We start from the raw sequence: 14031 nt of genomic DNA on the forward strand, positions 1-14031 counted from the left end.
GATGGCTGAAAAAGATAATAAAAAGAAGCAGGTTCCTCTCCGTCTCTCCGCTAAACTGTATGACGCAATCGCAGCCTGGGCAGAAGATGATTTTCGTTCCGTAAACGGTCAGATTGAATATCTTCTGACTGAGTGCGTCAGGCAGCGGAAGAAAAATGGAAAATATGTTTCCGAACATTTGGACGAACCGATTGATCTGGATATTTCATAGAGCCTAAAAAAACAGCAGCAGATGTTATTATAACGACATCTGTTGCTGTTTCTCTTTGTTCTATTCTCTGTAACCGCTTCTGCATTTTTCTACAAAACGCTCCGCAAATTCTTTACAAGATGGGTAATACAAATGCGGATATCCCGCCACGAGATTCTCTTCCAGATGCATGCATTCCCATTTTCTCTTTCCATCCGGCTTGACAGCAAGACAGTCACTTCCACTGTCTGTGCTATCCCAGTAATGAAACTCGTGTGCACGGATGTTTTCCCCCGGAAGAATCCAGCTGTTCGCTAAGCTCTTCTGTTCTTTAAACTCAGAGATTGGATTCTCATCAGGACTTCTCTGCAAATTCACATATCCAAATCGAACCAGTTTACCTGCCGGAAATGTTTTTCCATGGATTCGCCCTACTAATTTCCAAACATTTCCATCTGCATCCTCCATTTCTTCATGAAGATACATAAATCCGCCACACTCTGCCAGACATGGAATCTTATCATCCAATGCTCTTCTTATTGATTCAAGCATGCTCTGATTTTCTGCCAATTCTTTTCCATACAGTTCAGGATAACCGCCACCGAGAAGAATTCCTTTCACATTTTCAGGAAGTTTTTTATCATGAAGCGGACTGAATTCCACCACTTCACAATCAAGGCTTTCTAATAGTTCAAGGTTATCTTTGTAATAAAAACAGAAAGCTTCGTCCCGCGCCACTGCGATTCGGACTGGATCGTTCTTACTTTTTAAATATCCAATTTTCTCCGATTCTTCAATAACTTCTGTTTTCCATACTGCTGCTTCACCGGCAATCTTTTCCAGCAATTCAAGATCCACTGTTTTTGCCAGAATTTCTCCCGCCTGTCTTACCTTCTCCTGCAGATTTTCCATTTCCTGCGGTGTTACAAGTCCCAGATGACGGCTTTCCAGATGAAAAGCTTCATTTTCCGGCATGTAACCGACAATTTTAATCTCGTCATGCCCGATTCTCGCCAGTTCATTCTCCAACATTTCTTTTAATCTTGGATATAGCATTGCGGATACTCTGTTTAAGAGAATTCCACGAATATTGCTATCCGGACGAAATTCAACAATTCCTTTCACCGTAGCTACAAGTGTCATTGCTGCACCTCTCGCATTAATCACAAGGATCACTGGCAATCCTAGCGTCTGTGCGACATCATAAGAACTTCCTTTTACAGAATCAAGTGACATTCCGTCATAGAACCCCATAACGCCTTCGGTTATAGTAATATCCGCATCTTTCGTATGCTTTAGGTATCCCTCTTTCAAAATGTCTTCTTCCGAGAAGAACAGATCCAGATTCTTAGAATCAACGCCAAGAACTTCTCTATGAAACATAGGATCTATATAATCCGGGCCGCATTTACACGCACATACACGCTTTCCCTCTTGCTTAAACGCAGACATCAGGCCACAGGCTGCAGCTGTCTTTCCACTATTACTGGAAACAGCAGACAACAAAAACCCTGGATTTTTTTTCTGATTTTTATTATTGCAAGCATTCTCTTTCATTTTTCTCATGATTCTCCTGTCTGTTTGTTTCCTTTTCTCTCATCTTATACCTGTCCAGGCTTTCTTCCATCTGCGGAAATAATATAAACCGGATTCTGTCCCATCATCATATGATATCTTCCAAGAACCTTTGATCTTGCTGCACTCACTTGCAGAATCTCCGCATCTGGGAGAACCCCTTCGTCCACAAGCCCCATCACTTCACTGACTGTCTCAAGAGAAATTGCATTAATCACGATTCGCACATCCGGATTTTTCCTCTGAAGTAATTGGACAATCTCTCGTAAGTTTCCCGAACTCCCGCCGATAAATGCATGTGTCGGTGTTTCCAGTTCCTCTAATGCATGTGGCGCAAGCCCTTCTATGATTCGCACTCCGTCTGTCCTAAATTTCTTCCGATTCTGATCGATCAGTTCAACACCTTCCGGATTCTTCTCAATCGCATACACACGAATCTGCTCACCTGCACGTGCAATTTCAATAGAAACGGAACCTGTTCCGGCGCCGATATCATACACAATTGCATCCTCGGTTAATTCAAGCTCTGCTATACTGACAGAACGCACTTCCGACTTCGTCATTGGCACCTTTCCTCGAATAAACGCTTCGTCTTTCAGATGCATACCTGCTGCTTTACAATAAGATGAATTTTCCACAAGAACCGCACAGAGTCCTTCAAAATCTTCTGCCTTCATCTCGTACAATTTGCCCGAAAGTATCTTTTCTTCCTCATAAGACATCTGACATCCCACATGAACCTGCACATCCCCTAAGCCATACTCTAGTAATGTCTCATAGAAATGACGCCCCGTGTCTTTTCCTCCGAGAAGCAGAAAGGTCTTCGAATGTCTGTGAATCGTCTGTACAAAATTCATGTCTTTTCCATGAAGACTCAGGATTTTTGCATCTTCCCATGAAACACCGACTTTTGATGCAAGATAAGAAAGTGAGGAAATTCCGGGGAGGATTTTTATTTTCTTTTCCTCAACAAGGCTCAATTTTTCCAGCAACTGATTCCGCAAATTCTTCGCTCCACTATAAAATCCTGTATCTCCGGAAAGAAGAATTACAATTTGCTTATACTCTTTGTGTTTCTGAAGATAAGATATGATCTTTTCCGTTCTATATTCTTGATACTTGGTGCATTCTCTTGTACACTTTTCCTCAGAATTTCTAAGCTTGATTGCACAAGCAAGCATTCGTTCTGCTCCAATCAGGCAATCAGCCTCTTCTATCAATTTTCTAACTTCTGCCGTAATTAATTCTTTAGATCCCATTCCTATTCCCGCAAGGATAATTTGTCGTGATTCCATTTCATCTCCCACTATATAACTATTTTTCCCTTGATTCTTTTGGTTTCTATCTGCTATAATAAAATCTAGAAACGGGTTTTTACCACACTTCTTGTTGTGGCCTGCCCGTTTCTTTTTTCTTATAACAGTTTATACCCCCTCGGTGTCACCATCCGCCCATTCAGTTCCATCGTCCTTGAATTTCCGATAAACACGGTTGTAAACATATCCACCTTTGTATCTCTAAGTTCTTTCAATGACAGAATCTGATATGTTTCTCCTTCACGTCCGATATTCTTCACATAACCGCAGATATTTCCCACATCTCTGTACTGAAGCAGTATATCACAGGCTTTCTGCAGATAATCTGCGCGCTTCTTACTTGACGGATTGTAAAGACAGATGACAAAATCAGCCATTCCTGCCGCATGTAGACGCTTCTCAATCGTCTCCCATGGTGTCAGAAGGTCACTTAAACTGATTACTGCAAAGTCATGCATCAAAGGCGCTCCAAGAACAGCTGCACCTCCTGATGCCGCTGTAATTCCCGGAACAACTTCTATCTGAATCTCAGGATATTCTTTTCCGATTTCAAAGATCAATCCTGCCATTCCATATACTCCGGCGTCTCCGCTACAGATCATTGCAACGTCCTGACCTTTTTCTGCTTCTTCAAAAGCCATTCTGCAGCGTTCCGGTTCTTTCCGCATCGGAGTGCTCAAAAATATCTTATCAGGAAACTGCTCTTTCACAAGATCAATATAAACATTGTAACCAATCAAAACAGGGCAATGCTCCAATACTTTCTGTGCACGCACTGTCATCTGCTCTTCTGCTCCCGGTCCGAGTCCTACTACATATACTGTACTCATTTGCTCTGTCCCTCTGCTTCCTGTCTCATCTCTGTGCTTTGATTCTCTCCGGTTTGTCCTAATTCCTTCTTAGAACAGGATGCTTGTCTGAATTCTGTCGTAAATGTCGGATCATAAAGCTTTGATCTCTCATAAGTCCCGTCAAGCACTTCTCCGACTACGATCAGCGCTGTCTTGGTGACATCCGCCTCGCGTGCAGTCTGTTCCAGCGTTCCTACCGTACAACGAAGTACTTTCTGTTCCGGCCAGGTTGCCTTATAGACAATCGCTGCCGGTGTATCTTCGCTGTATCCGCCTTCGATCAATTCTGCTGAAAGCTCCTTTAACAGTCCTGTGCTCAAGAATAAAACCATCGTCGCCTGATGTGCCGCAAAGCTTCTGACTGACTCTTTCTCCGGCACTGGTGTCCTTCCCGCCATTCTCGTGATCACGACAGACTGAGAGATCCCCGGCAATGTATACTCTGCTTCCAGTGCTGCCGCAGCTCCGCAAAATGAACTGACACCCGGACAATCTTCATATGGTATCTCAAGTTTCTTCAGTTCATCCATCTGCTCTCGGATCGCACCATAAAGGCAAGGATCTCCTGTATGCAGACGTACGATTTCTTTTCCGTCCCCATGGCCCTTCACCATCACTTCTAACACTTCTTCCAATGTCATCTTTGCACTATTATATATCTCACACTTTCCTTTACACAGTTTAAGTAATCCCGGGTTCACAAGAGAACCCGCATAGATCACGATGTCTGCTTCTTTCAAAAGTCTTTGTCCGCGTACTGTGATCAGATCTTCTGCTCCCGGACCTGCTCCTACAAATGTAATCATAATTCTTCCTACCTTTTCTATCTTTTCCTGTCTTTTACAATTAGAAGGGAATAGTATCCCGCATCTTCTGAAATCTCTTCCACTGATCGGACAATACGTTCGTCGTCCATTCCACAGTTTTCTACAAGACAGATATCCTGACTGCTCCCCTGTAAAAACTCTTTTATCTGTCCCATCTTTTTCCCGGTCTTCATCAGAATCTTTGTTCCCGATAACTGCAGACCTTCTCCTTCCTCATAAGAGCCCGGTAAAATATGAATCTGCTCTTCCTGTTCTCCAAGTGGCTGATTCAGTCTTGCAGCTGCTGCACAAAAAGATGGGATTCCTGAAACTGTCTCAACCTGATAACCATCCTGTTCAATCATCTGCTCTATATACATACATGTAGAATAAACCGTTGGATCTCCCAGCGTCAGGAATGCCAGATTCCATCCTTTCTCAAGAAACTGCTCTATCACTTCTGCTCCCCGTGCATGAATCTTTCTCAGCTTTTCCTTATCTTTGATCATTGGCATTGGGAGAAAGAGAATCTGCTTTTCCTTAAGCTCTGAAACTGTCTGCACTGCAATCTGATAAGCTGTACAGCTTTCTAAATATCCTGCTGCTCTGTTTTCCATCTCATTTTGTTCTAGCAGTAGCGGCTCTGTCAATTCTCTATTTGAAACCGGAAGTACTATTACATCACAGTCCCTGATTGTTCGAACTGCTTTTAATGTCATTAATTCAGGATTTCCCGGTCCCACTCCGATTCCATAAAATTTTCCTGCTTGTTTCATCTATTCTCCTGTATCTTCTTTAACAACTCATCCGCATTTTCTGACTTTCCAAGAATGCCATCCTCTGTTGAAAATAAAATCACACCGATTTCCAATTCTTCTCCTGCTCTGTTCTTCAAGAAGAATTCAATACGTTTCATCACACTTTCCATCACCGGCTCAATCAACTTCTCCCTGCGCAGTATTTCCATTGCTTCCGTTGTATTGATACAATCCATGATTTCTCGCACAACTGCTGCATCTGCACCATTCATTGCTGCATGCACACCAAGCACTTCCATTCGACAATCTGCCTGTCTGGAATGCGTATTCATCACTCCTGCGGCCAGCTTAATAAACTTTCCTATATGTCCGATCAACAAGATTCCTTTCATTCCAAGAAGCTTTGCATCCTCAATTGTCTCACCGACATAATTACTGCATTTTACTGAAAATGCGGTGTCCACATGCAGCTTTTTCCGTAAGAAGTCCATCCCATAATTTCCCGGGACAACATAACACCAATCTGTTCCATTTTCTTTGAGCATCTTCATTTCCAGATAAATCGTATCCGTCAGTGCCTTCTCACTCATTGGTTCCACGATACCTGTTGTTCCTAAGATTGAGATTCCTCCCTCAATCCCCAGTCTTGGATTAAATGTCTTCTTCGCAACCTCTGCCCCTTCCGGCACGGATAGGCGTACTTGCAGATTTCCTGTATATTCATACTTCCTGCAAACTTCTTCCACTGCTTCACAGATCATTCTCCGCGGTACTTTGTTGATTGCTGCCTGACCGATTTTCTGTTCCAGTCCAGGCTTCGTTACACGGCCGATTCCTATACCACCATCCAGATTGATTTTCTCGGAAAGATCCACACTATTCTCCGAATTTATTTTACTCTTCTTCTCTACCTTTTGAACTGTTGCATAAACAAGTATTCCATTCGTCACATCCGGATCGTCTCCACTGTATTTTCGCACTGCACATGAAACTTCTGACTTCTTACGCATGATCTCTTCCAACTCAAGATACAGTTCAATGCCCTTCGGCGTCAGCAGTCTCACCTGGCGAATCTCTTCTCCCGACAATAACATCTCTGCTGCCGCTTTTGCCGCCGCTGCCGCACAGCTTCCGGTCGTATATCCCATCTGAAGTCCCGATCTTGTTCTTCCGATTTCCTTCATCAATATTCAATCCCTTTTCTCGCGTAGATTCCCTGATCAAACGGATGCTTCACTTTCTTGATTTCTGACACATAATCTGCCAGTTCTACAAGCTTTTCATCCGGATTTCGTCCAGTCAATACAATCTCCAGTTCTTTTGGTTTCTTCTCCAAGAACTCGATTGCTTCCTCCTTCGGAATCAAATCATACTTATACGCTGCCATAAACTCATCGATTACAAGCACATCATATCTTCCGGTAAGAATCTCCAGTTCAATCGCTCTCCAAAGCTGCAAGTAAGTTTCCCTTACTTCCTCCTTTTCCTCTTCCGAAAGATTTTTAAAAAAACCATAAGACTTTTCAAGATGAAGTACTTTAATCTGAGAAATATCATCGAGAATCGCCAGTTCTCCGGAAGATTCATTTTTTAAAAACCGGGTAAATAAAACCTTAAGTCCACTTCCTGCAGCACGTACTGCAAGTCCGATTGCCGCTGATGTCTTTCCTTTTCCGTCTCCACAATAAATGTGTATCAATCCCTGTTCCATTTTCTCATCTCCTGTTCTGCTTCCTCTACCGACAAGCCTTCCTCTATCGGCCTTCCAATTACGAGAAGAACTGCACCTGCCTGCTCTGCTGCTTCAAGCTTTTCTGCAAATCCTCCATTCTTTCCGGATTCTTTTGTTACGAAATATTTTGCCTCTGTCTGATGAAGAAGTGCAAGATTCATTTCCCTGGAAAACGGGCCCTGCATTGCAATCAGATGCTTCCCTGAAAATCCGAGATCTATGCTCTGCATCATTGAAGGGAGTACGGAAAGTACTCTTGCATAGCACCGCTCTTTATAATTTGTCAAACGAGTATATTTATCCAGTTCTTTACTGCCTGTTGTTATCAGTATATTTCCCTGCGTCTGCTCGAGATAGTCCACGGCCTCTTCCACGCTATTCACACAGACTACAGAACTGTCACTCTTAGTAATCGCATTTGTTCTTTCACAAGCAAACTTTTCTGACCTGACTGCCCTTGCTTCTGTCAAAAAATCTCTTAAACATCGTAAATACTCTATTCCACTGTTTTTACATGCCTGCTGTATATTTTCCGTCACTATAACTGCAAACGGATGCGTCGCATCTATGACAAGCCCCACCTGCTCTTTTTCAAAGAATATTTCCATCTCCTGCTGATCCATACGTCCGTGAATCACTCGAAGTTCTGATTTCTTATGCTTCTCTTTTCGCAACTGCAGATCATTTTCCAATAATTCTTCCCCATATTCTGTCGCAGCACTTACGATACAGGGAATTCCTTCTTTAACGGCGTATTCTGCCAGCTGTCGTCCCTCTGTCGTACCGGCAAAAATAAGAATATTTTTCTTCATCAAATCACCCACATTTATATTTATTTAATAAACTTATCGATTGCCTCGTCAAGAGCACGGATTGTCTCCATATCATTCTGCTCAATAGCTTCCACAATACAATGATCCAGATGATTCTTCAAAATCACTTTTCCTGTATTATTGATTGCAGAACGAACTGCCGCAAGCTGGATCAGTACTTCACTGCAATCTTCATCGCGCTCCACCATTCGCTTCACTGCCTCAAGATGTCCGATTGCTCTGGATAAACGATTCATTACCTTCTTCTTTTCTTCTGCACTGTGTACATGACGGTGAACATGTCCTGTGCCGCCATGATTGTGATGATGTACATGTGACTCTGCCACCCCATCTCCGTTATGATGCACGTGGGTATATTCTGTTCCGTCCTCACGGAAATGCGTATGCTCTTTCATAATCATCCATCGAACCCTTTCTTTTTACTCTGTCACTGATTATAAAGCAAAAACACGTTTTCTTCAACTTGTTCCGCATAAGTTACTTACTGTTCATACTGTGTGCGACCGGCAACCACAAAATTTTCTCTTGCATTTTTCCAAAAGCCGTGATATCTTAATATGCAAGACAAAGACGTCTGACAGAAAGGTAAGAGATTGCCTTTCTATCAGGCGTCTTTTTTGCATTATCAGATGAATTGGGAGGATTTAGAAAATGAACACCGGAAACACTGCTTTTATGATGATCTGTACTGCGCTTGTCTTCTTTATGACACCGGGACTTGCCTTCTTCTATGGCGGTCTTGTGCGGAGAAAAAATGTATGTAACACAATGATGGCCTGCGTTGCGATCATGGGACTATCTGTTCTTCTTTGGACCATGTTTGGCTATTCTCTTTCTTTTGGCGGCAACCACGCCGGAATTATCGGAGATTTTCGCTGGGCTTTTTTAAATGATGTTGGCTGGGAAGCCGGTCCGTATGCGGATACCATTCCGCATCTTGTATTTGCTGCATTCCAGATGATGTTTGCCATGATTACTCCGGCACTGATCACCGGTGCTGTGGTCGGAAGGATGAGATTTAAGGCATTATTCGCATTTATTGCACTGTGGTCTTTCCTCGTTTACTATCCGATGGCTCATATGGTCTGGGGAGAGGGAGGATTCCTTGCAGCAATCGGCTCCGTTGACTTTGCAGGTGGAAATGTAGTACACATCAGTTCCGGTGTCAGCGCCCTGGTTCTCGCAACATATCTTGGCAGAAGAAAAGGATACGAAAAAACATCTTACCGTATCCATAATATTCCTTTTGTTGTGCTTGGAGCTTCCCTGCTCTGGTTCGGATGGTTTGGATTCAATGCAGGAAGTGCCCTGGCGGCAGATGGACTTGCAGCCCATGCATTTATGACAAGTGCCATTTCTTCCGCAGCTGCTCTCGTATCCTGGATGCTGATCGATGTGATCAAAGACGGGAAGCCTACTCTGGTCGGTGCTTCTACCGGACTGGTTGTCGGACTGGTTGCTATTACACCGGGAGCAGGATTTGTTCCGATCTGCTCTTCCTATATCATCGGTGCACTGGTCAGCCCGATCTGCTACTTTACAATGAACTTCATTAAGCATAAACTGAAAATAGATGATGCACTGGACGCTTTTGGCTGCCATGGAATCGGCGGTGTATGGGGTGGAATTGCAACCGGACTTTTTGCAAAAACTTCTATTAACTCTGTTGCAAGATGGGACGGACTGGTCTTCGGTAATGTTCATCTCTTCGTTGCACAGGTATTAAGCATTATCATCACTGCGGCTGTTGCAGTTGTCGGTACTCTGATCTGCATTGGAATTATCCGTATCTTCACTCCACTGCGCGTAAATCAGAAGGAAGAAGCTCTTGGACTGGATATCTCCCAACATGGCGAAAATGCATATCCGTCCTTCAACGGATTCGACTAATATAATCTGTCCAAAATTTATATATCCATTAATACAGGAGGATTTTTAAAATGATGATTAAAGTAGAAGCTATCGTTCGGGAAGAGAAATTTGAGGATGTCAAGGCTGCCTTAAATGAAATAGAAGTCAATGGTATCACTGTCTCCCAGGTCATGGGATGTGGTGCACAGCGAGGTTATAAGGAGATTGTCCGTGGTTCTGAGATTGAGATTTTCATGCAGCCGAAAATCAAATTTGAAATTGTTGTCTCTTCCGAAGAATGGGAGAAAAAAACAATCGAAGCAATCCAGAAAGCTGCCTATACCGGTGAAGTCGGTGATGGTAAGATCTTCAGCTATGAAATCCGGAGTGCCATGAAGATCCGCACCCGTGAGACAGGATATGATGCACTCCAGTCAAAAGAACAGATACTTTAGTAGAAAAAAAGTTCCAGAATGTCGGAAGATTCTGGAACTTTCTTTCGTTTTAAAATTGAAGTGTTACTTCTGTCTCTGTCAATGCCACCGTCATCTGCTCTCTTATGCACTTGGGACACAGCAGTTCTCCGTCAGCATCTGCTGTCCGTGCGGCTCTCTCACACACATTGTCAACACCTGTCACCTGTTTCACAAACCGTGATGTGGCTGATACCTCTGTAATCTTCTCTAACTGTTCTGCCGGATAAGTTGCAAACGGTACTTTATATTTCTGCGCATAGGCCAAAATCGCAGGTTCTTCTTTCTTAAGATCGATCGATGCAAGCTGTTTTAACTGCGTAGGTTCAAGTCCATACCCTTCCAGAACATCGTTTAGACCCTTTTCAAAAAGTTCTTTTGAAATCTGTTTTCTACAGCCTACTCCTGCCGTGATATTGATTGGATACAAAAGGAGAATGCATGGCTTACGCTCACATCCACATACGTTATTCCTGACATCTCCCCACAGAGAACCCGCTAGGGATTCCACGAACTGTCTCCCTTCTTCTGCGGTCTTTGTGATCACGATCACAGGATGTTCCTCTGCAAAGGAGTACAATTCTTCCTGTGAACCACATAGTATAAGTTCTTTTAAACAGCTTTTCTGAAAATCTTCCTGTTCAAATACCAGTCCTTCACCGATCCACAGACCGACCTGCTTTCCATCCAGCACTGCAGCTGATATCTGCTTCGCTGCTTCGCGCTCTGTAAAATGCAGGTGATTCTTCTTTGCAAAAACATCTACTGCAAATTTTCCCTGAACATCTGTCGCTGTTGTCTGTACCGGAACTGCGCCGGTCCATACTGCAAGCTGATTGGAAAGTTCCACCGCACCCCCGAGATGTCCTGACAGCAGTGGGATCACATACCCTGCTTTTTCATCCATGACTACAACCGCTGAATCAGTGAATTTATCCTTTACATAAGGCGCAATATATCTCACTGCGATTCCAACTGCACCAATAAAAAGGAAGGATGTCTCTCCCCATCCTTCCCTGATCAGCTCTTTTGGATTGTCCGGAAACGGAAGAATGTCAGCGAATGCATATCCGGCAGGTGCATAGTTCTGACACGTAATCCCTTCGTTCCGAAACTGACTTCCAATTCTCTCACCAAGTCTTGTTCCTGCCTGTGTAAAACTTAATATAACAACCTTCACGTTCCATTCTCCCTTAAATCCTTGAAACTATTCTTCTGTCTCTTCTTTCACAGACTCTTCTACTGCATCCACTGCTTCTTCTGCGGCCTCAGTAACCGCCTCAACTGCTGCTTCAGCAGCCTCTGCAACGCTCTCTTCTGCTTCCTCTGCCTCTTCTCTTACTTCCTGAGCCAGATCATCAGCTTCAAAAATATCTTCTTCCTCTGCTACAGGTGATCCGCAGTATGGGCAGAAAGCCATATCTTTCGCAACCATCTTGCCACACCGTGTACACTCACACGCACCTTTGAGCCCTTCAATCTTATTCTCATACTCTTCCATGCTTTCCTTGCGGCTTGCAATTGCCTCGCACAGTCCCTTGGAAGCCTCATCCAGTTCTTCTCCATTCTCAAATCTGTCATAAATACTCTGACCAAGTTCCATCAGATCTTCTGCATTTCCTCTTGCAAGCTCTCTGATCTGTGCTTTTAATTTCTGTATCTCAATCGCGTCTCCTGCCTTTGCTGTCACTGCCTCTGCTGTCTCGCTCAGACGTTTTCCTAAATCTTCAAAAAAATCTTTCATACTGAAATCTCCCTTCTTATCATTGCTGTATCATCTCAACCACCAGAAAGGTGATCTACAATTTCTCTTGGTCTTATTATATCGTATTCTTCCAGTTTTTGAAGTCATTTTCTATTATTTTTAGACTAATTTCATAAATAGAATCCTTCTTGCATATCCTTTCTACAACTCAACTCAGGAGTCATCTTATGAATGATCTTGAAACTTGCAGGGAACAGATACTCTCCGAAGATACACGCGACTTCATCAGTAATCCGCTGCGTACTCCACTGTTCAATGAACTTCTGAAAAAAGATCCATGCATCCAGGATGCCGGGCTTGGATATCAGTGCATTTACTTTTCCAAAGAACTTGTAGAGCCAATCTCTCTGGCGCGTTTTTCTTACAATTCCATTCCGAATTGTTTTGCTCCTGTCGCTATGGAAACATTGAACCAGACCGGCATCCTTCCTGTGCAGAACTATCCGGCACTTCAATTAAAAGGAAAAGGCGTTCTGATTGGATTTCTTGACAGCGGGATTGACTATCAAAACAAAGTTTTCCGCAATCTGGACGGTACCACGCGAATTGCGGCACTTTGGGATCAGACTATTCAAAGCGGAACTCCACCCAGAGACTTCTTCTACGGAAGTGAATACCGTAAGGAAGAGATTGATCTGGCACTTTCTTCTGATTCCCCACTGTCACAGGTCCCTTCTGTCGATATCGACGGACATGGAACTTATATTGCCAGTCTCGCTGCCGGAAATGCTGACGCTGACGAACAGTTTCTTGGAGCCGCTCCGGAATCTACTCTCGCTGTTGTCAAATTAAAACAAGCGAAGCAATACCTGCGGGATTATTATTGCATCACGGAAACAGCCGTCTGCTATCAGGAAACAGATCTGATCCTTGGATTAAAATATCTGAATGATCTGGCAGATGAACTGGGGCTTCCACTTGTCATGTGTATCACTATAGGCTCTAATCTTGGCGGTCATGTCGGCACGCTTCCGCTTCCCGCATTACTCGGCAGCTACAGTCTGATGCCCGACCGGATTGCTGTGGTCGGCACGGGAAATGAAGCAGACAAACGTCATCATTATTTCAATACGATCCAGTCAGAAAATGACCGTAAAACTGTAGAGATCCGGGTTGGTGAAAATGTATCCGGTTTCACTTTGGAACTTTGGGTACTGATCCCCAATCTCTTCTCAATTTCAATTATTTCACCGTCCGGGGAAAATACATCCAAAATTCCATTTCATGTAGGCACAAGCGCAGACATTGATTTTCTCTTTGAAAAGACCCGCGTCTCTGTTGACTACCGGCTTCTGGTCGAAAAAGCAAACTCTGAACTCATCTTCTTCCGTTTCCGTACCCCGGCAGAAGGCATCTGGAAAATCATCGTAGAACCGACCCGCCTGATTAATGGTGATTTCCATATCTGGCTTCCTGTCACAGAATTTTTAGACGGAGAAGTCTATTTCCTTGAATCAGATCCTTACACGACTCTTACAAACCCGGCCAATGCTCCCAGTCCTCTGACGGTCTCCTATTACGACGGCAGCAATGGTGCAGTCGCCCAGGCATCCGGACGCGGCTATACAAGAACAAGATTTGAAAATCCTTCTATCACTGCTCCCGGGATTAATATCAAAGGAGCTCTTCCAGGAGACCGTTTTGCCGTGCGCAGCGGCTCCTGCGCCGCAGCTGCTATCACCGCCGGGGCAGTCGCACTTATGTTAGAATGGCAGCTCTATGAACGCAAAATGCCCGGCATCGACGTATTCCAGATCAAAAGCCTTCTTGTTCTTGGAGCCATCCGACCAGACAGTATGGAATACCCTAACCGTGAATGGGGATACGGACAATTAAACCTCTATAACACATTTGAGGTCATGAGACAGCTTTAACTGTCCC

At 43.8% G+C, this 14031-nt stretch carries 15 protein-coding genes; 4 read left to right on the forward strand and 11 right to left on the reverse strand.

Going from position 1 to position 14031, the window contains the following annotated elements; genetic code table 11:
- The first annotated feature begins 1 nt into the window (after window position 1).
- The gene (locus LI126_RS04965) at window positions 2-211 is read left to right on the forward strand and encodes a hypothetical protein (protein ID WP_015527809.1); all 210 of its coding nucleotides are present in this window, start codon (window positions 2-4) and stop codon (window positions 209-211) included.
- Between the two features lie 60 nt (window positions 212-271).
- Here the strand turns inward: LI126_RS04965 and LI126_RS04970 are convergent, their stop codons facing one another.
- The 9 genes from LI126_RS04970 to LI126_RS05010 all read right to left on the reverse strand — a co-directional run bounded on the left by LI126_RS04970 (window position 272) and on the right by LI126_RS05010 (window position 8462).
- The gene (locus LI126_RS04970; RefSeq protein WP_227164959.1) at window positions 272-1747 is read right to left on the reverse strand and encodes a cobyrinate a,c-diamide synthase; all 1476 of its coding nucleotides are present in this window, start codon (window positions 1745-1747) and stop codon (window positions 272-274) included.
- 44 nt (window positions 1748-1791) lie between these two features.
- The gene (gene cbiE, locus LI126_RS04975) at window positions 1792-3060 is read right to left on the reverse strand and encodes a precorrin-6y C5,15-methyltransferase (decarboxylating) subunit CbiE (protein ID WP_227164960.1); all 1269 of its coding nucleotides are present in this window, start codon (window positions 3058-3060) and stop codon (window positions 1792-1794) included.
- Between the two features lie 119 nt (window positions 3061-3179).
- Window positions 3180-3911: a precorrin-3B C(17)-methyltransferase gene (gene cobJ / locus LI126_RS04980; RefSeq protein WP_196020701.1), complete on the reverse strand. Its 732-nt coding sequence runs from the start codon at window positions 3909-3911 to the stop codon at window positions 3180-3182.
- Window positions 3908-4738 (reverse strand): precorrin-4 C(11)-methyltransferase, encoded by an 831-nt coding sequence (gene cobM, locus LI126_RS04985; protein ID WP_227164961.1) that lies wholly within the window; start codon window positions 4736-4738, stop codon window positions 3908-3910. Before cobM ends, cobJ begins: the two co-directional genes overlap by 4 nt.
- A 17-nt stretch (window positions 4739-4755) precedes the next feature.
- Window positions 4756-5514: a precorrin-2 C(20)-methyltransferase gene (cobI, locus tag LI126_RS04990; RefSeq protein WP_227164962.1), complete on the reverse strand. Its 759-nt coding sequence runs from the start codon at window positions 5512-5514 to the stop codon at window positions 4756-4758.
- The gene (gene cbiD / locus LI126_RS04995; protein ID WP_227164963.1) at window positions 5511-6680 is read right to left on the reverse strand and encodes a cobalt-precorrin-5B (C(1))-methyltransferase CbiD; all 1170 of its coding nucleotides are present in this window, start codon (window positions 6678-6680) and stop codon (window positions 5511-5513) included. Before cbiD ends, cobI begins: the two co-directional genes overlap by 4 nt.
- On the reverse strand, window positions 6680-7207 hold the full coding sequence (locus tag LI126_RS05000) for a cob(I)yrinic acid a,c-diamide adenosyltransferase (protein ID WP_227164964.1): 528 nt from the start codon (window positions 7205-7207) through the stop codon (window positions 6680-6682). The genes cbiD and LI126_RS05000 overlap by 1 nt, the downstream gene beginning before the upstream one ends.
- Window positions 7192-8040: a precorrin-6A reductase gene (cobK, locus tag LI126_RS05005; RefSeq protein WP_227164965.1), complete on the reverse strand. Its 849-nt coding sequence runs from the start codon at window positions 8038-8040 to the stop codon at window positions 7192-7194. Before cobK ends, LI126_RS05000 begins: the two co-directional genes overlap by 16 nt.
- A 20-nt stretch (window positions 8041-8060) precedes the next feature.
- Window positions 8061-8462, reverse strand: coding sequence for a metal-sensing transcriptional repressor (locus LI126_RS05010; RefSeq protein ID WP_081016906.1), 402 nt, complete (start codon window positions 8460-8462; stop codon window positions 8061-8063).
- Between the two features lie 250 nt (window positions 8463-8712).
- Here LI126_RS05010 and LI126_RS05015 point away from each other — a divergent pair, with 250 nt between their 5' ends.
- Entirely contained in the window at window positions 8713-9951 is a 1239-nt protein-coding gene (locus tag LI126_RS05015) for an ammonium transporter (protein ID WP_227164966.1), read from the forward strand.
- Window positions 9952-10001: 50 nt separating this feature from the next.
- Entirely contained in the window at window positions 10002-10367 is a 366-nt protein-coding gene (locus LI126_RS05020) for a P-II family nitrogen regulator (RefSeq protein WP_020437135.1), read from the forward strand.
- Between the two features lie 49 nt (window positions 10368-10416).
- On the opposite strand, the gene LI126_RS05025 is transcribed toward LI126_RS05020, so the two are convergent.
- Both LI126_RS05025 and LI126_RS05030 read right to left on the reverse strand, forming a co-directional pair.
- Window positions 10417-11565 carry a cobalt-precorrin 5A hydrolase gene (locus tag LI126_RS05025; RefSeq protein ID WP_020437134.1) on the reverse strand — a complete coding sequence of 383 codons (1149 nt, stop codon included), beginning with the start codon at window positions 11563-11565 and terminating at the stop codon, window positions 10417-10419.
- 27 nt (window positions 11566-11592) lie between these two features.
- Entirely contained in the window at window positions 11593-12129 is a 537-nt protein-coding gene (locus LI126_RS05030; protein ID WP_020437133.1) for a zinc ribbon domain-containing protein, read from the reverse strand.
- A gap of 188 nt (window positions 12130-12317) precedes the next feature.
- On the opposite strand from LI126_RS05030, the gene LI126_RS05035 reads away from it, so the two are divergent.
- Complete coding sequence (locus tag LI126_RS05035; RefSeq protein WP_227164967.1) at window positions 12318-14024, forward strand: S8 family peptidase; 1707 nt, start codon at window positions 12318-12320, stop codon at window positions 14022-14024.
- Window positions 14025-14031: the final 7 nt, after the last annotated feature.

This window comes from Mediterraneibacter sp. 210702-DFI.5.30 (assembly GCF_020560115.1).
Taxonomy (GTDB): Bacteria; Bacillota; Clostridia; order Lachnospirales; family Lachnospiraceae; genus Mediterraneibacter; species Mediterraneibacter faecis.